The 24,992-nt window shown below is 45.6% G+C and carries 20 protein-coding genes; 17 read left to right on the forward strand and 3 right to left on the reverse strand.

Features of this window, described 5'->3' with window-relative positions; translation table 11 throughout:
* Positions 1-6: 6 nt before the first annotated feature.
* From CI595_RS19750 to CI595_RS19790, 9 genes are all read left to right on the forward strand, one after another.
* The gene (locus tag CI595_RS19750; RefSeq protein WP_095175331.1) at positions 7-2,289 is read left to right on the forward strand and encodes a bifunctional diguanylate cyclase/phosphodiesterase; all 2,283 of its coding nucleotides are present in this window, start codon (positions 7-9) and stop codon (positions 2,287-2,289) included.
* 293 nt (positions 2,290-2,582) lie between these two features.
* Complete coding sequence (locus CI595_RS19755; protein ID WP_095175332.1) at positions 2,583-3,107, forward strand: adenine phosphoribosyltransferase; 525 nt, start codon at positions 2,583-2,585, stop codon at positions 3,105-3,107.
* 17 nt (positions 3,108-3,124) lie between these two features.
* Complete coding sequence (locus CI595_RS19760) at positions 3,125-5,434, forward strand: RelA/SpoT family protein (RefSeq protein WP_095175333.1); 2,310 nt, start codon at positions 3,125-3,127, stop codon at positions 5,432-5,434.
* Between the two features lie 11 nt (positions 5,435-5,445).
* Positions 5,446-6,078: an MBL fold metallo-hydrolase gene (locus CI595_RS19765; protein ID WP_095175334.1), complete on the forward strand. Its 633-nt coding sequence runs from the start codon at positions 5,446-5,448 to the stop codon at positions 6,076-6,078.
* Between the two features lie 24 nt (positions 6,079-6,102).
* Positions 6,103-7,617 (forward strand): coproporphyrinogen dehydrogenase HemZ, encoded by a 1,515-nt coding sequence (hemZ, locus tag CI595_RS19770; protein WP_095175335.1) that lies wholly within the window; start codon positions 6,103-6,105, stop codon positions 7,615-7,617.
* Complete coding sequence (locus CI595_RS19775; RefSeq protein ID WP_095175336.1) at positions 7,589-8,131, forward strand: HD-GYP domain-containing protein; 543 nt, start codon at positions 7,589-7,591, stop codon at positions 8,129-8,131. The genes hemZ and CI595_RS19775 overlap by 29 nt, the downstream gene beginning before the upstream one ends.
* A gap of 17 nt (positions 8,132-8,148) precedes the next feature.
* Positions 8,149-9,399 carry a histidine--tRNA ligase gene (gene hisS, locus CI595_RS19780; RefSeq protein WP_095175337.1) on the forward strand — a complete coding sequence of 417 codons (1,251 nt, stop codon included), beginning with the start codon at positions 8,149-8,151 and terminating at the stop codon, positions 9,397-9,399.
* A gap of 21 nt (positions 9,400-9,420) precedes the next feature.
* Positions 9,421-11,217, forward strand: coding sequence for an aspartate--tRNA ligase (gene aspS / locus CI595_RS19785; RefSeq protein WP_095175338.1), 1,797 nt, complete (start codon positions 9,421-9,423; stop codon positions 11,215-11,217).
* Complete coding sequence (locus tag CI595_RS19790) at positions 11,217-11,981, forward strand: sulfite exporter TauE/SafE family protein (protein ID WP_187144046.1); 765 nt, start codon at positions 11,217-11,219, stop codon at positions 11,979-11,981. Before aspS ends, CI595_RS19790 begins: the two co-directional genes overlap by 1 nt.
* 82 nt (positions 11,982-12,063) lie before the next feature.
* Here the strand turns inward: CI595_RS19790 and CI595_RS19795 are convergent, their stop codons facing one another.
* Together CI595_RS19795 and CI595_RS19800 are read right to left on the reverse strand one after the other, a co-directional pair.
* Positions 12,064-13,185: a hypothetical protein gene (locus tag CI595_RS19795; RefSeq protein ID WP_095175339.1), complete on the reverse strand. Its 1,122-nt coding sequence runs from the start codon at positions 13,183-13,185 to the stop codon at positions 12,064-12,066.
* A gap of 230 nt (positions 13,186-13,415) precedes the next feature.
* Positions 13,416-15,317 (reverse strand): PfkB family carbohydrate kinase, encoded by a 1,902-nt coding sequence (locus CI595_RS19800; protein ID WP_095175340.1) that lies wholly within the window; start codon positions 15,315-15,317, stop codon positions 13,416-13,418.
* Between the two features lie 314 nt (positions 15,318-15,631).
* Here CI595_RS19800 and CI595_RS19805 point away from each other — a divergent pair, with 314 nt between their 5' ends.
* The 7 genes from CI595_RS19805 (at position 15,632) to rbsK (ending at position 22,902) form a co-directional block, all read left to right on the forward strand.
* The gene (locus CI595_RS19805) at positions 15,632-16,612 is read left to right on the forward strand and encodes a nucleoside hydrolase (protein WP_095175341.1); all 981 of its coding nucleotides are present in this window, start codon (positions 15,632-15,634) and stop codon (positions 16,610-16,612) included.
* 191 nt (positions 16,613-16,803) lie between these two features.
* Positions 16,804-17,784: a nucleoside hydrolase gene (locus tag CI595_RS19810; RefSeq protein ID WP_095175342.1), complete on the forward strand. Its 981-nt coding sequence runs from the start codon at positions 16,804-16,806 to the stop codon at positions 17,782-17,784.
* Positions 17,785-17,802: 18 nt separating this feature from the next.
* Positions 17,803-18,795 (forward strand): nucleoside hydrolase, encoded by a 993-nt coding sequence (locus tag CI595_RS19815; RefSeq protein ID WP_095175343.1) that lies wholly within the window; start codon positions 17,803-17,805, stop codon positions 18,793-18,795.
* A gap of 4 nt (positions 18,796-18,799) precedes the next feature.
* The gene (locus CI595_RS19820) at positions 18,800-20,137 is read left to right on the forward strand and encodes a sugar ABC transporter substrate-binding protein (RefSeq protein ID WP_095175344.1); all 1,338 of its coding nucleotides are present in this window, start codon (positions 18,800-18,802) and stop codon (positions 20,135-20,137) included.
* Positions 20,138-20,244: 107 nt separating this feature from the next.
* Entirely contained in the window at positions 20,245-21,102 is an 858-nt protein-coding gene (locus tag CI595_RS19825) for a carbohydrate ABC transporter permease (protein WP_095175345.1), read from the forward strand.
* 4 nt (positions 21,103-21,106) lie between these two features.
* The gene (locus CI595_RS19830; RefSeq protein ID WP_065542201.1) at positions 21,107-21,955 is read left to right on the forward strand and encodes a carbohydrate ABC transporter permease; all 849 of its coding nucleotides are present in this window, start codon (positions 21,107-21,109) and stop codon (positions 21,953-21,955) included.
* Positions 21,956-21,969: 14 nt separating this feature from the next.
* Positions 21,970-22,902, forward strand: coding sequence for a ribokinase (gene rbsK, locus CI595_RS19835; RefSeq protein ID WP_095175346.1), 933 nt, complete (start codon positions 21,970-21,972; stop codon positions 22,900-22,902).
* Between the two features lie 61 nt (positions 22,903-22,963).
* Here the strand turns inward: rbsK and CI595_RS19840 are convergent, their stop codons facing one another.
* Complete coding sequence (locus tag CI595_RS19840) at positions 22,964-23,296, reverse strand: sporulation initiation factor Spo0A C-terminal domain-containing protein (RefSeq protein ID WP_065542199.1); 333 nt, start codon at positions 23,294-23,296, stop codon at positions 22,964-22,966.
* Between the two features lie 307 nt (positions 23,297-23,603).
* Here CI595_RS19840 and CI595_RS19845 point away from each other — a divergent pair, with 307 nt between their 5' ends.
* Positions 23,604-24,986, forward strand: a complete 1,383-nt coding sequence (locus CI595_RS19845) for an efflux RND transporter periplasmic adaptor subunit (RefSeq protein WP_095175347.1) — start codon at positions 23,604-23,606, stop codon at positions 24,984-24,986.
* The last annotated feature ends 6 nt before the right edge of the window (positions 24,987-24,992 follow it).

Below are 24,992 nucleotides of genomic sequence, written 5' to 3' on the forward strand. Positions count from 1 at the left end.
GCAAATGTGAAAGAGGGAGACGTAAAAAAACAAATTACCATATCCGTAATTCTGGTTTCTGTAGTAAGTCTTATTTTAGTGCTGATCTGTGGCGTCGTTTATTTGAGCATGAAAGATACACAGGAAAATGAAGCGCAAAAGTATATGAAAGAAATTGTGTCACAGTATAAAAACATTATTACAGCCCAGATTGATGGAGATTTCCGGACTCTGGATGCCATGTCTGCTTTTATCGGGCAGGGGGATACCATAGATTTGGAGGAAGCGCTCTCCTGTCTGGAAGAGGAAAGCAGCCGCAATGATTTTATCCGCATGGGTTTTGTCTCCGCAGATAAGACTGGATATTTTGTTGATACAAACGGTGAGAAATATTATGATGTTGATATCAGTGACGAGACGTTTATAGACAAGGCTTTCTTAGGAGAGGCTGTTGTTTCGGAAATTATGGATGACAGGTTTTCAGAGGGCACGGTAGTCTGTTATGGAGTTCCGATCATCAATAACGGGAAGGTCACCGGAGCTGTCACAGCAACCCGCACAACTGCCGATTTTTCAGAGATCATAAGCCAGGATATATTTGACGGTGCTGCCTATATCCATATCATTGACCATGAGGGGAATTTTATTATCCGTTCTGACCATGCGGTCATCAGAAAACATCTGGATAATGTCTTTGACGGCGGGGATATTCCGGATGATATCCGGGCATCCATTCTCGCCGATATGGAGCATGGAGGGGACTCTTTCGCCACCTTCCGTTACGGGGGCAAGGCTTATTGGGTGACATTTATTCCTGTGGGAACCAATGACTGGCAGATATTCTGCCTGGTGCCGCAGACATTTCTGAACCATAATTTCAATACCATGTTTCTTGTCTTTTTATGTGTGATGGTCTGTGTTTTTTTCATGTTCGGCATTTTGTTTTTCTATATATATAATTTGCTTAAGAGAGAACATGAGGCCCTCAATATCTTTGCATATCAAGATGTTTTGACAGGCGCTGACAACCGGAACCGTTTTGTCACAGACCTTCCGGCTTTGCTCAGGGAGCCTGCGGATTATGCCATGGTATTGATGAACATGAGCGGATTTAAGTTTGTGAACGAATTCTTTGGTTTTGAAAAAGGAAACCTTCTCCTGCAGCACATTGCCAGGGTCCTGGAGGAAAACCTTGCGCAAGGTGAACGGTATTACAGAGATAACGCGGATCATTTCGGAATGCTGCTTTACTATAAGAGCAGGGAAGAGATCATTTCCAGAATGAAAAAGATACATCAGGATATCAATGATCATGTCATAAGCCCGAATCAGGATTACCGTATTAACTGCAATTTCGGAATCAATATCATACAGGGAAATGAACCGAGAATGAAAAATATCCTCTCCCCTGATGCAGCGATCAATGGAGCTTTGCTGGCGCTTAACAGTGTGAACGGCAATACCTCCAACCCCATTGCGTTCTACGATGAAGAGATCCATGAAAAAGCACGTAAAAAGATTGAGATTGAAAGCCAGATGCATGCAGCACTTGCCAACGGGGAATTCCACATGTATCTTCAGCCGAAATATTATCTGGGAGACCAGACCCTGCACAGCGCCGAGGCTCTTGTCCGCTGGTGTTCGGAGGACGGTGTGATGCATTACCCGGATGAATTTATACCGGTATTTGAGGAGAACGGATTCATCACAGAACTTGATATGTATATGCTGGAGGAGGCGTGTAAAAAGGTTTCCTGCTGGATGAAGCAGGGGTATCAGGTAAGGCCCATTTCGGTAAACCAGTCCCGGGTGTTTTTTTATGATGATGAGTATCTTGACAAATTCCATGATATTGTGGACCGGTATCAGATAGATCCGTCCCTGATCATTCTGGAGGTTACAGAGAGTGTGGCTATGAGTAATCTGGATCAAGTCAAGATGGTGATCAAAAAGCTCCATAAAATGGGCTTCACTATCTCTATGGACGATTTCGGAAGCGGATATTCATCCCTTAATACCCTGAAGGACCTGGATATTGCGGAATTAAAGCTGGACAGGGAATTTTTGTCTGAGCAGTCCACATCCCCGAAGGGAAAAGTGGTGGTGGAAAGTATAATCCGCCTTGCCAGGGAACTTTCCATCACTACCGTTGCGGAAGGGATAGAGAATGAAAGACAGCTTGAATTCTTAAGATCCATTTCCTGTGATATCGGGCAGGGGTTCTATTTTGCAAGGCCCATGCCGGTGGATGCCTTTGAAAACAAAGTGCTTCACGGACCGCTGGCAGAGCCAAAACCGGACGGGAATTGAATGAAATGGAAAAAGTTGGGGATATTGTATATATATATCCCGGTGTTTCCCGGCAATATACCAAGTATTACCTTTGCCGCGTGGGAGAAAATGTAGAAAAATGTATAAAATTGCAATTGGTATATAAAAACCATTAGGCAAATGTGTATGAATATAGATAGATAAAGTCTAATAGATAGCAATTGCATTTGATTCCGACAAAAAAAGATGATATACTAAAGACTACACCCAAAATTTGAGTATAATTGACATATCGTGAGATAACAAAAAGAAACTAAAGGCAGGAGAGAGTTATGAAGAAGATTGAGGAATATGTGCGCAGTATCCCGGATTTTCCTGAACCGGGAATCATTTTCAGAGATGTGACAAGCATATTACAGGATGCAGATGGATTTGCACTGGCTGTGGATTCCATGCAGGCCCTTTTGGACGGCGTGGAGGTAGATGTGATCGCCGGAGCAGAGTCCAGGGGCTTTATATTCGGGGCGCCTATTGCCTACAACTTACATAAGCCCTTTGTACTGATACGAAAGAAAGGGAAACTGCCCTGCGAGACCATAGAGAGCAGCTATGATTTGGAATACGGCAGTGCTACTATCGAGATGCACAAGGACGCTGTCACACCGGGCCAGAAGGTGGTACTGGTGGATGACCTGATCGCCACAGGCGGAACCATTGAAGCGACAGCCAGGATGGTGGAGGAGCTTGGAGGCAAAGTGGTGAAGATCATCACCCTTATGGAGCTGGCAGGTTTGAACGGCAGAAAACGTCTCAAAGATTATGATGTGGCTTCCGTTATATGTTATGAAGGTAAATAGAAATCAGGTGATGGCAGATGGAGAAAAGTAAAGAGGCAGCGCTTCAGGATGATGAAATAGCGAAAATTAAAAAGGCTGATGCAAGTGTGAAGACCATGGAAGATTTTACAAGCCCTTCTGTTCTGTATGAAGAGCTTATTTCCAGTGTGCGAAAGTACCATCCCTCCACCGATATATCTATGATTGAGAAGGCTTACCGGATTGCCAGAGATGCCCACGAAGGGCAGGTGCGCAAGTCCGGCGAGCCTTATATCATTCATCCCCTCTGTGTGGGCATTATCCTGGCGGATCTGGAGCTGGACAAGGAGACTATTGTGGCAGGCCTGCTGCACGATGTGGTGGAAGACACAGTCATGACTACAGAGGAGATCACCCGGGAATTCGGCGCGGAGGTGGCCCTGTTAGTGGACGGTGTCACAAAGCTGGGACAGTTGAATTATTCCGCAGACAAAGTGGAAGTACAGGCAGAGAATCTGAGAAAGATGTTCCTTGCTATGGCAAAGGATATCCGGGTGATCCTGATAAAACTGGCTGACCGGCTTCACAATATGAGAACGCTGAAATATATGCCGCCCCACAAACAGAAGGAAAAGGCCAGGGAGACCATGGATATCTATGCTCCCATTGCCCAGCGGCTTGGTATTTCCAAAGTAAAAATAGAACTGGACGACCTGTCCTTAAAGTACCTGGAACCTGAAGTGTATTACGATCTGGTGGAAAAAATCAACCTGCGGAAAAGTGAGCGGGAGGCTTTTGTCAGCGGAATCGTGAACGGTGTCAGGGAACAGATTGAAAATGCGGGTATTCACGCACAGATTGACGGGCGTGTCAAACACTTTTTCAGTATTTACAAGAAGATGGTCAATCAGGATAAGACCCTGGATCAGATCTACGACTTGTTTGCCGTCCGCATTATTGTGGATACAGTGAAGGACTGCTATGCGTCCCTGGGAATCATCCATGAGATGTATAAGCCTATACCGGGACGGTTCAAAGACTATATCGCCATGCCAAAACCCAATATGTACCAGTCTCTGCACACTACTTTGATCGGACCGAACGGACAGCCTTTTGAAATACAGATCCGTACGTTTGAGATGCACCGCACAGCGGAATACGGTATTGCTGCCCACTGGAAATACAAAGAGGCATCCGGCAGCAGCAAGGCCAGTGTGACCCAGCAGGAAGAGGAAAAAATGAGCTGGCTGCGACAGATCCTGGAATGGCAGCGGGATATGTCCGACAACAAGGAGTTCTTAAGTCTTTTAAAAAGCGATCTGGATCTGTTTTCCGAAAGTGTTTACTGCTTTACCCCGGCGGGTGATGTGAAGACACTTCCCAACGGCTCCACCCCCATTGATTTTGCCTATAATGTACATAGTGCGGTAGGTAACAAAATGGTGGGCGCCAGAGTGAACGGAAAGCTGGTTCCCATTGACTATGTGATCAAGAACGGGGACCGGATTGAGATCATTACCTCACAGAACTCCAAGGGACCAAGCCGCGACTGGCTGAAGGTGGTTAAGAGCACCCAGGCCAAGAACAAGATAAACCAGTGGTTTAAGCAGGAGTTAAAAGAAGACAACATTTTAAAGGGCAAAGATATGCTCGCCCAGTATGCAAAATTAAAAGGCATAGGACTGGGAAATCTGACAAAACCGAAATATCTGGAATCTGTTATGAAAAAATACGGTTTCCGGGACTGGGATTCTGTATTGGCAGCCGTAGGACACGGCGGTCTGAAAGAAGGCCAGGTCATCAATAAGCTCCTGGAGATCTACACCAAGGAGCACAAGGGTGAACTGACAGACGAGAAGGTGCTGGAGGCTGCGGAGGAGACAAAGGATAAGCTCCATATCCGCAAGAGCAAGAGCGGTATTGTGGTGAAGGGTATCCATGATGTATCCGTGCGGTTTTCCAGGTGCTGCAACCCCATTCCCGGGGACGAGATCGTGGGATATGTGACAAGGGGACGGGGGGTGACCATCCACCGTACCGACTGTATCAATATTATCAATATGTCCCTGGAAGACAGGGAGCGCCTGATCGATGCGGAGTGGCAGTCAGAAAGCGTGGGAGACGGGGAGCAGTACACAGCGGAGATCAATGTGTACGCCAATAACCGCACCGGGCTTCTGGTTGACATTTCCAAGATTTTCACGGAGAGGAAGATTGATATCACCTCCATGAATACAAGGACCAGCAAACAGGGGCGTGCCACCATAAATATTGCCTTTGACATTAAGAGCAAGGAAGAGCTGAGCAGCCTGGTGGAAAAAATCAGACAGGTAGAGAGCGTTCTGGATATCGGACGTACTACCGGCTAAGGAGTCGAGATATGAAGAATCTGAATCTGAGAGGAATTGTGGTTGGCCCGGTCATGACCAACTGCTATTTCCTGAAAAATACACAGAGCGGGGAAATCCTGGTGATTGACCCCGCCGCTGAGGCGGACCGTATCTGCCGTACCATAGACAGGATAGAGGGAAAACCGGCAGGGATACTTCTGACACACGGGCATTATGATCATATTATGGCAGCAGGCGAGCTGCAGAAGAAGTGGCAGGTGCCCGTCTATGCGGCCAGAGCGGAGGAAGAGATGCTCACAGACCCGCAGTTGAACCTGTCAGCCTCCTGGGAGGGAATCGGTTATACGGTGAAAGCCGACCGTTTCCTGGAAGACGGCGAGACCTTTTTACTTGCAGGCTTTCAGATCAAAATGTATCTGACTCCGGGACATACGGAAGGTTCCTGCTGCTATTATCTGGAGGACGAGGGTGTGCTCATGAGCGGGGACACCATTTTCTGTGAGAACTGCGGCAGATGTGACCTGCCCGGAGGCAATTTTGCAAAAATGCAGGAGAGTCTGAAGAAGATCATCAACCATTTACCCGAGGATGTGAAGATTTATCCCGGACACGGGGAAGAGACCAGCATCCATCATGAGCGATCATATAATCCCTATCTATAAAAAATCAAAGAAAGAGGAACCTATATGATTGGCATTTCATTTAATAAAAGAGAGTTTGAATATGATGCCTACACTCTGGTCAAGGCCTTTTATCCCCAGGAAGAAGTGGAGAACTTCTATGCGGAAGAGACGCAGGAAGAGAAAGCTTATGACCTGCTGGTGAGAATCGCCTACGGGGAGGAAGAGACGCACCTCTCCCTGGAGAGGGATGGAGAAATTATATTCGGAGAAGCGGCCCGCTTTGTAAAAGGGCAGGACAGAAAAGAAAGAAAGAACATACTGAAACAGATTTTGTACAGAGGACTCACACAGGAGACAGGAATCACCCTTCCCTGGGGGAACCTGACCGGAATCCGGCCTACCAAGATCGCCATGGGGCTTATTGAGTCGGGAATGAGCAATGCGGAGGCTGCAGACTATATGCGCCGTACTTATTTTACCGGCAACGCAAAGACGGCACTGGCAATAACCATTGCCAACCGGGAGCGGGATCTGTTAAAAGATATTGATTATCAGAACGGATACAGCCTGTACGTGGGAATCCCCTTCTGCCCAAGTATCTGTCTTTACTGTTCTTTCAGTTCATCCCCCATAGAGAGATGGCGGGATAAAGTGGATGAATACCTGGATGCGCTCTGCAGGGAGCTGACTTATATCGGAGAGACCATGAAAGTGCGCACCCTTGATACCATATATATCGGCGGTGGGACTCCCACCACTTTGGAACCGGAGCAGATGGAACGGCTGCTGTCACATATTGATGCCTGTTTTCCGGTGGAACAGGTGAAGGAATACACAGTGGAAGCAGGAAGGCCGGACAGCATCACCAGGGAGAAACTCATGGTGATCAAAAGGCATCCGGTGACAAGAATTTCCGTAAATCCCCAGACTATGAACCAGAAGACACTGGATTTGATCGGACGCAGGCATACAGTGGAGGACACAAAGCACGCCTTCGCCCTTGCCAGAGAGTGCGGATTTGATAATATCAATATGGATCTGATCGTAGGCCTGCCCGGGGAGTGTGCGGAGGATGTAAGGCACACTCTGGAGGAAGTAAAGGCTCTGGCCCCGGACAGTCTGACGGTACATTCCCTGGCTGTCAAGAGGGCCACCAGGCTTCATCTGTTCCGGGAACAGTATGAAGAGATGACCTTTGAAAACAATCAGGAGATCATGGATATGTGCATGGACTACGCACGGCAGTGCGGCATGGGCCCATATTATCTGTACAGGCAGAAGAATATGTCGGGCAATCTGGAGAATGTGGGATATGCCAAACCGGGCAAAGCGGGTATCTATAATATTCTGATCATGGAAGAGAAGCAGTCCATTCTGGCGGCGGGAGCGGGAGCTTCCACCAAGTTTGTTTTCCAAAACGGGGAGCGGATAGAACGGGCTGAAAACGTAAAAGATGTGACAAATTATATTACCAGGATCGAAGAGATGACAGACCGAAAACGGATTGGGCTGGAAACGTATCTGAATATAAAGAGCGGGGATGGCGGGAATGGCAAATACGCAGAAGCATCTGATTAGTTTCAATCTGGAGAAGGAAATTGAACATGGCATTCAGGTGAGCAACCTGGCTTTCCGTGTGGGAAAACAGATGGGACTTTCTGAGGAGGCCTGCCATGAGCTGGCAGTGGCCGGAGTGCTTCATGATATCGGAAAACTGAGACTTTATAACTACATTGCCGGGGAGGAAAATCCTATGGTGGTGGAGGAGATGAAGTATGTAAGGCGTCATCCGGAATTGGGATATGAGAGCCTGAAGGACAGGGGATATTCCCGGTTTGTGCTGGACAGCATTTACTACCATCATGAAAACTATGACGGCAGCGGATACCCGGAAAATCTGGCAGGGGAAAAGATTCCAATGGGTGCCAGGATTATTAGGATCTGTGATGTCTATGCAGCCCTCACATCCAAAAGGACATACCGTGACGCGTTTTCCAGCGAGACTGCCATGAAGATGGTGATCGACGAAGTTAAAAATTTTGATATGCAGGTTTTTCTTGCATTTCAGAGAGCAATACATGAAAATGATTAGAGATAGGAGAGAAGATTATGCAGTTAAAGAAAAAACCAGTTACAGGAATGAAAGATATTCTGCCAAGAGAGATGGAGATCCGTGATTATGTGATCGGACTGATCAAGGAAACGTATAAGGAGTTCGGATTTACCTCCATGGAGACTCCCTGCGTGGAACACATTGAAAACCTGACCAGCAAACAGGGCGGAGATAATGAAAAACTGATCTTCCGTATTCTGAAAAGAGGGGAAAAACTGAAGATCAATGAGGCGAAAGAGGAGAATGACCTGGTTGACAGCGGTCTGCGTTATGACCTGACTGTTCCGCTCTGCCGTTTCTATTCCAACAATGCCAATGATCTGCCCTCCCCTTTCAAGGCTCTGCAGATGGGAAACGTATTCCGTGCGGACAGACCGCAGAGAGGCCGTTTCCGCCAGTTTATGCAGTGTGATATTGATATCCTGGGAGATCCTACCAATCTGGCAGAGATTGATGTTATTCTGGCAACCTCCACACTGGTCGGCAAGCTGGATTTTGAGAGCTTTGCCATCCGCATCAATGACCGCCGTTTCTTAAAAGCCATGGCAGCTTACAGCGGATTCCCGGAAGAGTCTTATGACCAGGTATTCATCATCCTGGATAAAATGGATAAGATCGGCCTGGAAGGCGTGGCAGCAGAGCTGGAGGAAGCCGGATTTGCGAAAGAGGGTATTGAAAGATACATTGCACTGTTCGACGCCATCGGAGAAGGTCTTGACGGAGTAAAATACTGTAAGGACAAGCTGGAAGGATTCCTGGAGCCGGATGTGGCAGACAATATGTCCACCATTATCGAGAGTGTGACAGAGGCGAAAACAGCTAACTTCAGGATCATCTTTGATCCTACATTAGTGCGCGGTATGTCTTATTATACGGGACCGATCTTTGAAATCTGTATTGACGGTTTTTCCGGCAGTGTAGGCGGCGGCGGACGTTACGATGAGATGATCGGCAAATTTACAGGAACCCCCACACCGGCAACCGGATTTTCCATTGGTTTTGAGCGTATCGTTATGCTGCTCATGGAGAGAGGATTCCAGGTACCGGGCAGTGCGGACAAGAAAGCATATCTGCTGGATAAGAAGCTCAGCTCTGAAAAACTGGTGGAGGTTGTGAAAAAAGCCGGGGAAGAGAGAAAAGCAGGCAAGAGCGTTAATATTGTATATATGAAAAAGAATAAAAAATTCCAGAAGGAACAGCTTCAGTCTGAAGGCTATGAGACGATTGAAGAGATATATAACGACTGATATTTAAGGAGAACTGACACAATGGCAGAATCAATGTACGGGTTAAAGAGAACCCACAGATGTACGGAAGTGACGAAAGAAGAGATCGGCAGCACGGTAACCCTCATGGGATGGGTACAGAAAAGCCGCAACAAAGGCGGTATTGTTTTCGTGGATCTGCGTGACCGTTCCGGGATCATGCAGATAATCTTTGAAAACGGTGATATTGACGAGGAAGGCTTTGAGAAGGCCGGCAGATTAAGAAGTGAGTTTGTTATCGCTGTGACGGGACGCGTGGAGGCGCGTTCCGGCGCAGTGAATGAGAATCTGAAGACAGGTGAGATTGAAGTCCGGGCAAATGCCCTGCGCATCCTGTCCGAGTCAGAGACCCCTCCTTTCCCCGTTGAGGAGAACAGCAAGACCAGAGAGGAAGTGCGTTTGAAATACCGTTATCTGGATCTGAGAAGACCGGATCTGCAGAGAAATCTGATCATGCGTTCCCAGGTTGCTGTGCTGGTTCGCCAGTTCCTGGCAAATGAAGGATTTTTGGAGATCGAGACACCGATTCTGAATAAAAGTACACCGGAGGGAGCAAGGGATTACCTGGTTCCAAGCCGTGTACATCCGGGCAGTTTTTATGCGCTGCCTCAGTCACCTCAGATCTTTAAGCAGCTTCTTATGTGCTCCGGATACGACAGGTATTTCCAGATCGCCAAATGTTTCCGCGATGAGGACCTGCGCGCTGACCGTCAGCCGGAATTCACACAGATCGACATGGAGCTTTCCTTTGTGGATGTGGATGATGTCATAGATGTAAATGAGCGTATGCTGGCGTTTCTGTTTCGTGAGGTGCTGGGTGTGGAAGTGCAGCTTCCCATTCAGAGAATGACCTGGATAGAAGCTATGAACCGTTTTGGTTCCGACAAACCGGACCTGCGTTTCGGCATGGAGCTTACGGATGTGTCAGAAGTGGTAAAAGGCTGTGAGTTTGCTGTATTTAAAAATGCGCTGGAGGCAGGCGGCAGTGTCCGCGGTATCAATGCCAAAGGACAGGGGGCTATGCCCAGAAAGAAGATTGACAAGTTAGTGGAATTCGCCAAAGGATACGGTGCCAAAGGTCTGGCGTATATTGCCATCCAGGAGGACGGCAGTGTGAAATCTTCCTTCGCAAAATTCATGCAGGAAGAGGAGATGAAGGCCCTAATAGAAGCTATGCAGGGTGAAGCAGGTGACCTGCTCCTCTTTGCTGCGGACAAGACCAAGCTTGTATGGGATGTTCTGGGGGCACTTCGTCTTGAATTGGCGCGCCAGATGGAGCTGTTCGATAAAGACGAGTACCGTTTTGTATGGATCACAGAGTTCCCGCTTCTGGAGTGGTCAGAGGAGGAGCAGCGCTTTACTGCCATGCATCATCCGTTTACCATGCCTTTTGAGGAGGATATCCCGCTTCTGGATACAGATCCGGGTGCAGTGCGGGCTAAAGCCTATGATATTGTGCTCAACGGCAATGAGATTGGCGGCGGCAGTGTGCGAATCCACCAGAACGATGTGCAGGAAAAAATGTTTGAGGCTCTTGGGTTTGAAAAGGCACAGGCATACAAGCAGTTCGGCTTCCTTCTGGATGCCTTCAAATACGGAGTTCCGCCTCACGCCGGGCTGGCTTACGGCCTGGACCGTATGGTCATGCTCATGGCAAAGGAGGAATCTATCCGTGAGGTGATAGCGTTCCCGAAGGTGAAGGATGCCTCCTGTTTGATGTCGGAGGCACCGAATACCGTGGATGTAAAACAGCTGGATGAACTGGGGATTGCACTGAAAGCACAGGAGAGTGAGCAGTAATGGAGCCAGGTATTGTCTCCTATCTGATCGTCTGTCCGCTGGTGTTTTTGGCCAGTTTTGTAGATGCCATAGCAGGCGGGGGTGGACTGATCTCCCTGCCTGCTTATCTTTTAGCCGGAGTTCCCATACACAATGCCATTGCCACCAACAAACTGTCCTCAGCGGCCGGCACGGTCATCTCCACAGCCCGTTACTGCAAAAACAGGTATGCGGATGTGCCGCTTGCGGTTCCCTCTTTTCTCGTGGCGCTTTTGGGGTCCTTCATGGGAGCAAATCTGGCTCTTATTACAAGTGATAAAGTGCTGAAGCTTATGCTCATTGCAGTGCTGCCGGTGGTGGCGTTCTATGTGCTGAAGAATAAAAGTATGGAGTCAAAGTTAAAAAGGCAGCTTACAAAAAGGCAGAAGTATGCCATTGTGATCACGGCTTCTTTTGTCATCGGTACATATGACGGCTTTTACGGGCCGGGAACAGGAACTTTTCTGCTGCTTGTCTACACAGGGCTTGCAGGGATGGATATCCGAACCGCTTCCGGAAACACAAAGATCGTGAATCTGGCTTCCAACCTGGCGGCTCTTGGGGCTTTCTTTTTCAGCGGCAAGATCGTAGTTACATTGGGCCTGGCGGCAGCCGTGTTCAGCATTGCGGGGCATTACATCGGCTCCGGCATGGTAATAAAGAACGGGACCAGGATAGTCCGTCCTATTGTGGTCACGGTTCTTGTTTTATTGTTTATTAAAATTGTATCAGGATTTTTTGTATAGAAAAATGCCCGGCTTTTGTCAGACCCAAGCCGGGCATTCATTTTGTCTGTCCATAACAGTTCCATGATCGGAACGGTCATATCTATTCCACATCTTCCGACACATCTGCCAGGGCGCTGTCCACGCCTCCCAGTATGGCTTGTGCCACATTTTCATCCATCTGCATTTTCCAGCTTGTCCCGTCATTGATAAGAGAAATATCCACGTTGCGGGTGGTGGAATCCTGGTTCTTTTCTATGCTTTCCAGAAGGAGCTGCCGTTCTTTCTCGCGGCGTCCTTCAGCACCGCCTGCCATGGCCTGAGAAGTCTGAAGCCACTGGGAGAGCTGCTCCTGGTAGGAGGCCACAATGCTTTTGAAATCACTGCTGGTTATCCGGACTTTTACCAGAGCATTGCGCTCGTCGTTTTGAGTATCCAGGATTTTAAAATCAAAACAGGTCTGGATCTGTTCTGCCATAGCGTGGGCAATAGAACTGCTGTATGTGTCATCCGTGTCCAAAAGGCTGTCCAGAGACAGATAGATGTTGAGCTGTTCCGTATCGAATTCTTTTATCGTATTAAAATGGATCTTGACCACTTCCGGGGGCGGCAGCAGATCAGAATCTGCCATATAAGTGAGAAATCCGCCGGTGATCTGATTGTCCAGGTCCTCGCTGTGGACAATAGTCCAGGTTTCCCCGTCCTTTTTCAGTTTCAGGTCAAAGGTGGTATCCACCTGTTTATAATCATTCTTTTTCAGCGTCTCTCCAAGCAGCAGGTAAGAATCTTTCAGGGAAAATTCCACCTGACTGGGGTTGGCGTCGCAGGTGATCCGTTTTTTCAGCGCAGCGGCTGTGTAATCTTCGGCAAGCGCATGGGCATCCAGATTGGTTATGGTGACTGTGGCGCTGGCTTTTTTTTCTTCGGCTTTGACAGTATCCACGGTGTAAGAGAAGTTTTTAAAGTAGCGTGAGAAGATCTTAATGATCTCAGGGTCTGCGCTTTCTTTTTCGCTGTCGTTTTCGGCTGTGTCCTCTTCGGGGAACAGTTGATGGGCGGAAAGGTATGTTTCAATGGTCTTTTTATCCGGGCTTTTCAACTGGTCAAGTTCTGCTGAAACTGCCTGCTTTACCGCGCGCTCCTCCTTGCTGTCACATCCTGTAAGCAGCAGGGCAGATGTCAGGAAAACTGCGGCGTATAGCCATTTCTTATGTCGAATCTTCATGTGTCATCTCCTGTTTGCGGAAGTTACCGTATTTGTTTAGTTTAACAGAAATGACGGAAAAGTCAACTTTTTAATCGTTAAGGGGCGGACGGAAGAGACTGCGGAAAGGCCGGGGGCCCTTCCCGCAGCCCCTTCCTGGGGGGCGCTGGGCCGCAGGGATTTGAAAGTGGGGAGGGGAAAAGAAAAAAGCGGATTGAGGGGGCAGCGGTTGTGGGTTTGGGAATGGACGATTATTTTAGCAGGGTTGGTTCAAGTTTTTTAATATGGGTTTCCAGGGTGTTGTGGTCTATCAGGGCGGGGACCACGCCTTGTCTGGAGACGCAGAAGCCGGCTGCATAGGTGGCTATGCGGATGGATTTTTCCAGGGAGTAACCTTCGATCAGGAAGGAGGCCAGGGCGGAGATGAATGCATCTGCACCGCCGGTGGTGTCTATGGAAATAAAGTCGGCGGCAGGAAAGTATTTTGCGGTTTCCGCGGTTTTCAGGTAGCAGCCTTCGTGTCCAAGGGTTATGATGACAGTCTCGATCCCTTTTTGAAAAAAGTATTCGGCTTGTTTTTCTACAGTAGTGTGCTGGGGGCACAGGGCGGCAGCTTCTTTTCGGTTGGGGATGAAGATATCCGTATTCTGAAGAAGCTGCTCGGGGATGGATTTTAAGGCAGCCGGTTTGACGATATTTTTGGCACCGTATTTTCTGGCGATTTTGGCTGCTTCCAGGACCGTGTGGATGGGAATCTCCGTGGAGAGCAGGCAGAAACCGGCATTTTCAAAAAGATGTTGTCTTTTTTGGATATCTTCGGGGCTAAGATTGCCGTTGGCCCCGGACATGATGGTGATGGTCCCTTCACCGTCACGCTCGATGTAAATGTATGCTTTTCCGGTTTGGGCTTTCATGTCTCTGTGGACACCCTGGGTGGTCACCTGTTCTTTTTCCAGTATATCGAAGATGAACGTGGAATCCGTGTCGTTTCCGATTTCCCCAATGAGGGAAACCTCGCGTCCCAGTTTGGCGGCACCTACGGACTGGTTGGCCCCTTTTCCTCCGAGGGTGGTGGTGGAGCTTAGGATCGTGGTGGTCTTTCCTGCCTGGGGAAGCCAGTCTACATTGAAGGTTATGTCTGTGTTGATACTTCCTACGACCACGATTTTTTTTGCGCGGAAGAAGGAAGGGATGTCCAGGCTGTCCTCGTTGTCAAAGATACACTGGGATACAAAGGTATATTCCGGTTCTCCCTCGTCTTTTTTTTCGCATTTTTGAATCAGGTTTCTGCACACATAGTAGCCGAATTCCCGGTAAGGGATTTTGATGCTGGATATATGTGGGAAGGAGATGGCTTCCCGTACGTCATCTTTTAAGCTTACCAAAGATAAGTCGGAGGGTACATAGTAGTGCAGTTTATTCATCTGTTCATACAGAATCAGGGCGGAGGCAAAATGAGAACTGACAATGCCTGAAAAACCATGGCTCAGCACTTTGGAACAGCAGGCAGGGTCAGAGATAAAAAGCCTCATTTTGTCATGATAGGGAATCTGATTGTCAAATAAACATTTCTTGAATCCCTCAAATACCATTTTGGAGCGCCTGCTTTTTTCTTTCATCAGACAGGCAATTTTGCTGTGCTTGTACTCCAGAAGCTTCTGGGTCAGGACATAGCCCATTTTTTCAAAGTCGATGTTGTAGGCAGGCAGGGTGTCAGGGCCATTTATATAGCAGACAGAAATGTTCTGTTCTGCAAAGTAATGCTCATATTGGGAACTGTTCTCGTCCACTGGCTCCCAGATCACACCGTCCACATTGTTCTTGCACAGGGAGGTGATATGCTTTAGCTCGGTGTCTGTACTGTTCAGACTATCCAGAAGCAGCACATTATAACCCTGCTCCTGAGCTGCCTGCAGGATGCCGTTCAGCATCAGATTGGTCTGTGAGGCGGTGCGGAGCAGGACCCCCAGCAAAAAGGTCTTTGCACTGGATATATTTTTTACCATGCCGTAAGGTGTATAGTTGTATTCTTTTACAATTTTCAGTACCCGGCTGCGGGTCTCAGGATTGATATTCTGGTCTTTGTTATTTACGATTTTGGAAACCGTTGAGATAGAGACACCGGCCAGGCTGGCGATTTCTTTGATTGTCATATGAGGACCCTCGTCATAATTTTTTATTTTATTATGAAGGATAAGGAAAGATTTGTCAACGGAAAAATAGCAATGCTATGTGAAATATGCACAAGAAAATGTTATCGTAAATAGTTTTAATTAACAAAAAATAAAAAAATAGTTGACAGGGAAGAGCAGAATAAGTACAATACATGCATAGAAAAATGCTTTACGAAAATGATTTCATGACGATTTGTTACTAATACGCCGTTCGGACAGAGATCATAGCCAATGCTGGTTATTTTGTCAGCCTGCAAGGCGGAGGAGGAAAGAAGAAAGGAAGGGATAGAGTTATGGAACGGATCATTATTGATACGGACCCGGGGATAGATGATGCGATGGCCATTCTGCTGGCGGTCAGTGCTCCGGACAAAATAAAGATTGAAGCTTTGACTACAGTTGATGGGAATACAGATATTGATCATGCCACGCAAAATGCATCCGCTATATTGAAGCTCTGTGGGAGGGAGGACATACCTGTTTATAGAGGAAGAGGGGAACCTCTCAGGGGAAAAGCGGAAATATGTGAAAGTTCTCATGGAGATAATGGACTGGGGGATGTGAAGATTGACAATGACAGGATTCCTCTGCAGAGAGAATCCGCAGAAGAATATCTGGTACGCGCAGCACAGGAAAACAAAAATGTACTTACCCTAATGCCTATCGGTCCGCTGACAAATATAGCTGGAGCTGTGCAGAGAGATGAGAATTTCGTGAAAAATATTAAAAGAATTGTTTTGATGGGGGGAGCAGAACACTGCGGAAATATGTCACCAACTGCAGAATTTAATTTCTGGCATGACCCGGAAGCTGCAAAAGTTGTCTTTGAGGCCGGTTTTAAAGAAATTGTAATGGTAGGGCTTGATGTGACGAGAAAAGCATTCTTGACACCGGCAATGAGAGAACTGCTTTACCAGATAAACACGCCACTTTCCGGATTTATTCATCAGATCACCAGAGTTTACGTTGACAGTTATTGGGAAAAACTTAAAAATTTGGGGTGTGAACTGTGCGATGTTTTGGCAGCGGCTTATCTCATTGATGATTCCGTTTTAAAATTAAAGGATGCATATGTAGAGATAGAGACGGCAGGTCTATGCAGGGGTACATCCGTGGTCTATCCTGTTGAAATATGGAAAGATAAGAAAAAAAACTGTAAAGTTGCATCTGATTTGGATGTAAAAAGGTTTTTCAGGCTCTTTTTTGAGAAGCAATTTCCGGATCATAAAGAAAGTGCAGCTGCATTGATCGAGCATGAATACAGAGATCAATAAAGAAGAAAAGCACTGCTAGTGTACAATGTGCACAAGAAAAGCCTTTCGTAAATAGTTTTATTTAACAAAAAAACAAAAGAATGTTGACAGTAGAAAAAAAGCGATGTACAATACATGCATAGGAAAACACTTTAAGAAAAACTTTTCTTAAAGCATGATAACAGAGGAAAGTGGTATGAGAAAGGAGTAATATGGTAAAGAAAGAAGCACAGAAGGACTGGGATGAATTTACCAGCTCAAGAGTAGTGGAGAAAAGTAACATTGATAATGCAAAACTTGTTATGAGGCTGCAGAAGCCCAAAGGTAAAGTGGATGTGGTGATTGATACGGATACTTATAATGAGATTGATGACCAGTTTGCAGTTGCTTATTTGATCAAATCAGATGAAAAGCTTAATTTAAAAGCAATCTATGCAGCTCCGTTCCACAATGAAAAATCCACTGGTCCTGCAGATGGTATGGAAAAAAGCTATCAGGAAATTATGAATATCCTTACATTGCTGGAGAGAGACGATTTAAAGCCAAATGTTTACAGAGGCTCAACAGCATACATGCCTTCCGAGACAGAACCGGTAATCTCAGACGCAGCAAAGGATTTAGCTGAAAGAGCTATGGATTATTCAGAAGAGAATCCATTGTATGTGATCGCGATTGGTGCTATTACCAATGTATCCTCTGCTCTTTTAATGAATCCTGAGATCAAAAACAGGATTGTACTTATCTGGCTGGGAGGAAATGCCCTCCACTGGCCTCACAACAGGGAATTCAATCTGTTTCAGGATGTTGCCGGAGCAAGAATTGTATTTGGATGCGGTGTTCCTCTGGTTCAGCTTCCGTGTATGGGGGTTGTATCTGCCTTTACGACAAGCGGACCAGAACTGGAATATCATCTTCGCGGTAAGAATAAGCTCTGCGACTACCTTGTGGATGTGACAACAAAAGAAGCGCTGGAATGCTACGGGGGTTCTACCTGGACAAGACCTATCTGGGATGTTACTGCTGTTGCATGGCTTCTTGATGGTGACTTTGAGGAGGACTGCCTGATGCACAGTCCTATTCCGGAATATGATGACAGATATGCATTTGACAACAACCGGCACTTTATAAAATATGTGTATCACATTAAGAGAGATAATCTTTTTGCAGACTTGTTTGCAAAACTTGCAAAATAGAAGAGAGAAAAAAATAAGATGGACAAGATACAACTGATTATTGACTGTGATCCGGGTGTGGATGATGCACTTGCGATTATTCTTGCATTGAAGCATCCGGCAATTGAGGTGCTGGCCATATGTTCTGTTGCAGGAAACGGACATATTGAAACTACAACTCAAAATGGTTTGAAGATTTTATCGCTATGCGATAGAGAAGATATTCCCTTGTATCAGGGAGCAGATACAGCAGTGAGCGGCCAACGGCCGGATACGGTGGAGGCATTTGGTGACGATGGACTTGGTGGGTATGCCGGTTCTGTCAAGACGGATAAGAGGCCAGAGAAGGAACATGCGGTTGATTTTCTTGTGAGGATAGTAAAAGAAAATCCGAAAAAACTTACTATTGCAGCCATTGGGCCATGCACAAATATCGCATCTGCCATCAGAAAGGATCCTACTTTCGCCGGTAATGTGAAGGAGATCGTTTTGATGGGGGGAGCTAAGTATACCGGCAATGTAAGTCCGGTGGCTGAGTATAACTTCTGGGCAGACCCCATTGCAGCAAAAGAAGTTTTTAAAGCTGATTTCAGTAAGTGTGTAATGATCGGTCTTGATGTTACAAATAAAATAGCCCTTGACGCACAATGCAGAGAATTACTTCGCATTTTCGACACCAGATTATCACGGTTTATATACCATATAACGAAATCAGGTATGGATGAAAATTGGGAGATCAGGTATAAAATGTTATCTCCCATGCATGACATATTAACTATCGCATACCTGATCGATGAGAAGGTAGTTTCTTTAAAAGAGTCTAATATTGATATCGTAGAAGATGGAATTGCCAGAGGGCAGTCAGTTGTAGATATTGATGGGCATTGGCACGGAGAGAAGTGTAATGCGCTCTATGCAGTGGATGTGGACGTATTGAAATTTTACCGGTTGTTTTTAACTACAGTTTTTAAAGAACATAAAAAAGAGATAACTGCGTATCTGGAACAGATACCTGGAGAAAAGGAGAGATAAGAATATGAAAACAAGAAAAGTACTGGCATTGACAGTTAGTGCAGCGATGATAGCGTCTTTGGGTCTCGCAGGATGCGGGAAATCAGGGGATTCAGGAAAAAGTGACAGCAAGACGGAAGCTAAGGGCGATTCAGACAGCGTGACATTAAAATGGGTCTCTCAGGGACCCGGTGAGGACTCTTGGGAGGGTCTTACAAAACCCATACTGGAAGAATATGAAAAAGAAACGGGTGTACATATTGATGCTGAATTTTATTCTTTCAACGATTTATTTGAGGTTATCGAGACAAAAGCAGCAGCAGGAAATGCAGATTTTGATGTTATGAGCGTCGATGTTACCTATATCGCAAAATATGGTACCAGCGGCTATCTGGAACCACTGGATCAATACTTCACTGATGAAGATAAAGCAAAATGGGATGATGCTTCCTACCAGGCAGGAGTCTGGGAGGATACTATGTACGCAGCACCGGAAAACACATCCACACAGGAATTATATTACAATAAAACATTACTGGATAAGGCAGGCATCACGATCCCCGAAAATGATGAGAATAACCGTCTTACATATGAGCAGGTAGCGGACTTGGCGAAACAGGCCCTGGAAAAATTGGACCCGGATGGCACACAGGGATTGATAGGATTTGATTTCCAGCAGGTAAGCCGTGTCTATCAGATGAATATGCTTGCAAATGCCATGGGCGGTAAAAACATCAGCGATGACGGCTATTCCTTAGACGGTGTTGTGAATACAGAGCCTTGGATCAATGCAATGACATGGTATCAGGGCTTAGTAAATGATGGGATCGCATCCAAGGGATATGATGCCGACCAGTTGGGTGACCAGTTCTATGCAGGTAAAATGCTGTTTATGGTAGGCGGAACATGGACACCGTCAAGCATGAAGGCAGATGATGAGATTGGTTATACTTATGCACCATGTTTTGAGGGATACGAAGATAAAGCAGCTACATCTACAGGAAGTTGGTATTTTGGTATTAATTCCAATTCCAAAAATAAAGATGCGGCAGCAGATTTTATTAAATGGTTTACTTTGGAAAAAGGCAGTGATATGTGGCTGGAAACAAATGGAGATGTACCGAGCCGTCTGGACAAACAGGATGAGATCAAAAATGACCCGGAAGCTTCTATGGATATGAAGATTGCGGCATATGAAGCTGCAAATACTGCAGTTCCTCGTGCAGTAACACCTGTATTCGGTGAGTATTCCACAGTTTTAGACCAGGCATGGGAAGATGTGCGCAACGGAGCGGACGTAAAAGAGACTTTAGACAATGCAATAGAACAGTTTGAATCTGCAGTAGCAGCTTATAAAAAGTAATTGACAGTTGATAAATGGCGGTATGCCTTACCCGGCATTCCGCCATCTATGCGAAAAGACCAGGAAAATGAATAGATAGTCATGACTTAGAAAGATAGGAGGATACTATGGGTGGTATCTATATTAAAAATAAATGGCTTCCGTACCTTTTAATATTGCCGACAATTGTTTTGATATGCGTTTTTAAGATTTATCCTATTATAGACAGTGTTATTCAGGGAGTTCTTTCCACGGAGGGCAGTTTTACACTGGATAATTACAAATTACTGTTTGCTGATAAAACATTTTGGAGTTCTTTGTGGGTCACTCTGAAATTTAATGTCATCATAATTCCACTTCAGATAATCATTGCATTTATCATGGCAATGATGGTTAATGTCAAAGTACGTGGAATTGAAATATTCAGGACTGTTTTTTATCTGCCGTTCTGTATCTCTTTGACCATAGCAACGGTTATTTGGCAGATGATGCTGAATGTCAACAATGGTGTGGTAAACAGTGTTCTCGGAATCTTGGGAATCAGTCCGATTGGTTTTCTTATTGATAAGAAGTGGGCACTTCTATCCATTGTTCTGATCGCATCCTGGAGAGGCTGTGCTTATTGGATGATGTTTATCCTTGCAGGGCTGAAAGGAATTGACACTGCTGTTTATGAGTCGGCCAAGATTGACGGTTCGGGATTTTTCAGTACATTATTCAGGATTACAATTCCACTGTTAAAGAATACTCTGCTATTTGTGTTTGTAGCCAATACCACAGCTAATTTCCTGCTTTTTGCACCTATTCAGATCGCTACAGAAGGCGGTCCTCAGGGAAGCACCAATGTCTTGATGTATGAGGCTTACAAATCTGCGTTTAAATATTCAAACCGTCCGAGACAGGCTTGTATTGTTACCATCCTTCTCGTGATCGTAATGCTGGTATGTTTTATTCAGAATAAATGTCTGACAGAAAAGGAGGCGTAAAGTTATGACACTGAGACAAAAAAGAATTACGAAAAAAGTTGTTATATACATAGTGTTAGTGATTATGACAATTGCGTCCTTATTTCCGATCTTCTTCTGTCTGTCAGCATCTCTGAGGACACAGGAAGACTTATTCCAGAACATGTTTCCATTTACGATCAGGTCCCTGATCCCAACAAATATTACCGGCGAGAATTACAGCATTATTTTTACCAAATATGAGTTCTGGCGTCCGATCATGAACACAATGATCGTTACAGTGGTTTCAATTATTTTTGGATGTCTGATCAACTCCATGGCAGGGTTTGCGTTTACCTGCTTTGAGTTTAAGGGCAAGAAGATTTTCTATCCGCTTGTTTTGATCTCCTTTATGGTTCCGTTTGAAGCAATTGCAATTCCGTTATATAATGTTGCCAACGGACTGGGTATGGTTGATACATATGCAGGTATGATCATACCTGCAATAGCAGATGGATTGGTAACATTTCTGTTTATCCAGTTCTTTAAAGATATTCCGCCAAGTCTGGTGGAGGCAGCGCGTGTGGACGGTGCGAAATGGCCAACGATATTTGTAAAAGTTATTATGCCGATCTCCATTCCGGTATTTGTAACAGCAGGTCTTATGATTTTTATGAATCAATGGAATTCTTATATGTGGCCTCTTTTAGTGGCACGTTCCAAGGAAATCAGAACGATTCAGATTGCCATCAGCCAGTTTAGCGGAGAGCGTTCCATTCAGTGGACTTATATTTATGCCGGCTCACTGATTTCAGCTATAATTCCAATTTGCCTGTTCCTTCCATTCCAGAAATACTTTGTTGAAGGTATCACAGCGGGAAGTGTAAAAGGATGATAGGAGAAAACAGTATGAAGAAAATTTTAGTCATTGGAAGTTTGAATTTGGATATGACAGTACAGGTCGACCACACACCCGTTGTGGGGGAGACTATCCTCAGTAATAAGATGGAGATGAATGCAGGAGGAAAAGGGGCTAATCAGGCCTGCGCATTAGGGAAGCTGGGAGCTGATGTTATCATGCTGGGGGCTGTTGGGCGGGATATGTATGCAGATATCCAGATGGACAGCCTGAATAAAGCGGGAGTGGATACTGCCAGGGTGATCGTCAAGGATGATGTAAGCACCGGTATTGCGTTGATCACAGTCAACAGAGACGGGGATAATAGTATTATTGTAGTCTCAGGCGCAAATGCAACCTTGTCAAAACAGGATATAGATGACAATCTGGATGTGATCAAAGAAAGTGATATCGTCATTTTCCAATTGGAAGTGCCTTTGGAAACAGTATGTTATGCCGCTGAGATCGCAAAAAAAATGGGGAAGATGGTGATCTTGGACCCGGCTCCTGTGCCAAAAAATTTTCCGGATGAATTATACCGCCATGTAGATATCATTAAACCCAACGAAACAGAATTAGGAATGCTGACAGGGATTGATAACCCGGAAGAACATTTGGAAAAGGCAGCTGAGTGTCTAAGAAAAAAAGGAGTCAAAGATGTAATCGTGACTTTGGGAGAAAAAGGTGTATATCTGGATGATAAGATATCCGGAGCAGAAAGGATACCTGCCATGAAAGTACAGGCCGTGGATACAACGGCAGCAGGGGATTCCTTTACCGCAGCACTGGCGATCATGCTTGCTGAAGGAAAAAGTCTGAGGGAAGCGGCAATATTTGCAAATTATGTTTCCGCTATTGTGGTAACCAGAAAAGGTGCACAGTCCTCCATCCCTACTTTGGAGGAAGTGAAGCGTTATATTGAACAGAAAGAAATGGCTGTGTAAAATCATTGCATAGAAGAAGGGAGCACCGTACAGGTCTGCTCCCTTCTTCTGCTTATTTTTCCTAATCCTCTTCTTTATGATTTCTCACATAATATGCAAGCATGGATATAAATTCTCCGGTAGTTGGCTTGCGCTGCAGTTCATATCCGGCGATGTGGTTCAGCAGCCCGCGGTTTCCTTCGTTCCAGCAGGTGGTGATGACCGTACGAAGCGACCGCTCGATTCTGGTGCTGGTGGAATGGAAATGTTTCGCCACATCCGGATATAATTCTTTGGTTATGTAGAGCAGATATTCTTCATTTTTGACTGCCAGTTCAACTGCATAGATAAGGAAAGAATAGCCCCGATATATGGAGCAGATACCAAGACGGTGAACAAGACTTTCCACGTTCATAAAATACCCCCTTCATTTGTATTATTTTATTAATAATAAGAATAACTTAAAAAGTCATAAAAATATCTGATTAGATAAAAACAGATATTATTCGCTATATAAAGCTATAATTCGACAGAATATGACAAAAATACGGTTGATATATTATATACGAAATTAGAACAGGAAAGATTACATAAAGATTTCAAAAGGTTATAAAAAGTTAAAAGACAGAATCTTTAAAATCTGTTATAATTTGTGTAAAGTTGCTTTCACGGGTCTTCTTAACAGACAATAGTTGTATTAAATCATAAACAGGGGGAAATGTATGAATAAAAAAAATAAGATATTGATCGGAGCAGGCGTTGTACTGCTGGCAGGTGTTATTGGTGCGGGTCTTTACATGCAGAGGGGAAAGGGCGAGGAGAAGAGTACAGAACTGGCTTATGTGACCAGTGTCTCATCCATGGACCCGTCTTCCCAGGTCCAGAGGCTGGCCGGAGTCGTGGAGCCGCAGAAAACATGGGAAATACAAAAGAATGCAGAGCGGGAAGTAAAAGAAATCTTGGTTGAAGTGGGGAGCGAAGTGGATGTAGGAACGGCTCTTTTTGTCTATGATACAGAGACTCTGGAAGCGGATCTGCAGCAGGCTCAACTGGATCTGGAGCGTGCGGATACAGACATGGAAAACCTTCGCAGCCAGATCGCACAATTGGAAAAAGAAAAGAAATCCGCTTCTGAGGATGACCAGTTTTCCTATACAACCCAGATCCAGACAGCCCAGATGGATTTGAAGAAAAGTGAATATGAACGTAAGAGTAAAGAGGTGGAAATTTCTCAGATACACGAAAAAATTGCGAACTCCTCAGTCACAAGTGATCTGCAGGGCGTTGTGAAGAGCATTAATGAGGGCAACGAAATAGATCCTTACAGCGGCAATTCCCAGGCATTTATGACAATTCTTGCAACCGGTGTCTATAGAGTAAAAGGCAAAGTAAATGAGCAGAACATAGGGGCTGTGCAGGAAGGAGCAAGAGCGATCATCCGTTCCAGAGTCGATGAAACTAAGACATGGACAGGGACTTTTACCGCTGTTGACACGGAAAACAGAGAGGGAAATAATAACAATATGATGTACGGAGGCAGCAGTGACAGCGGTGAAATGATGTCCTCCTCCTATCCTTTTTATATAAATCTGGATACTTCCGACGGCCTTATGCTGGGCCAGCATGTGTATATAGAAAACGATACCGGAATGGAAGAAAAAGAAGGCATTTGGCTGGATGAAGGCTTTATCATGGAGGTGGACAAGCAGCCCTGTGTCTGGGTGGAAAACAAAGACGGGAAACTGGAAAAACGCGACGTGACACTTGGTGAGCATGATGAAAATCTGTTCCAGTATCAGATAAAAAGCGGCCTGAAAGTGAATGACTATATTGCTTTTCCGCAGGAATTCTTAAAAGAAGGAATGAAGACAACACACGAAGAAATTCCGGTGGGCAATGCAGAAACAATGCCCGCGGATGGTGAGATGCCTGAAGGAAGCCAGGATCTTCCGGAAGCAGTGGACGGAGCCGATGAAGGAAATTCAGTGCCATTAGACGGGGAGAACCAAGGCGGGGAGCTTGAAGGAAACTTCACAGAAGGCGAAGCGGGAACAGAAGGTTCAGACGGGGCAGCAACAGCCAGCCCGGAAGGTGAGGCACAGTAGAGGGGA

Source organism: Blautia hominis, assembly GCA_002270465.1.
GTDB classification, from domain to species: Bacteria; Bacillota; Clostridia; order Lachnospirales; family Lachnospiraceae; genus Blautia; species Blautia hominis.